1 protein-coding gene is annotated in these 612 nt (G+C 30.9%); it reads left to right on the top strand.

Annotated elements, in window-relative coordinates; all coding sequences use genetic code 11:
* Positions 1–202: 202 nt before the first annotated feature.
* The coding region (locus tag AC6CH4_RS25940) for a DUF1569 domain-containing protein (RefSeq protein ID WP_498108227.1) at positions 203–612 on the top strand (410 nt) is incomplete at its 3' end.

The following is a 612-nucleotide window of genomic DNA, read 5'->3' as shown; positions in this document are numbered from 1 at the left end:
GAAACTATAAAAAGCGAAACTTTTAGACCTGAATTAGAATTTGAGATATAAGAGTTGGAATTTCTTTTGAAAATAATACTTCTGGTTTATTCTGAACCGCACACAACCCGACTCGGGGGGAATACACAAATTATCACTTTGCATAACAGCTTCTTCTGATCATTGATATCTTAATTTTTATATATTTGTCGTACTGTTATTGTTGTTCAAAATTTCAATAAATACAAAAATAAAAAATATTTTTCGTACAGAGGATTGTAATGAATTTGTTAGTCGAATCAACCATCTAACATCGGAATCACAAGCACTTTGGGGCAAGATGACTGTTGCTCAAATGCTTGCTCACTGCAATGTTGCATACGAAATGGTTTATGAAGATATTCATCCGAAACCTAGCTTTTTTATAAAATTTATTTTAAAACTATTAGTTAAAAATAAAGTGGTCAATGATACTCCTTATCCTCGAAATAATCAGACTGCACCACAGTTTATTATTAAGGATAGCCGAGATTTTGATATCGAAAAAGAGAGATTGATTTCTAATATCAATAAAACTAAGGCTTTAGGTCACGAAGAATTTGAAGGTAAAGAATCTCATTCGTTTGGTAAATT

It is taken from the genome of Flavobacterium sp. GQ95 (assembly GCF_059758655.1).
Note: the sequence above shows the minus strand (reverse complement) of the source record. Positions and strands in the feature narration are given on the sequence as shown.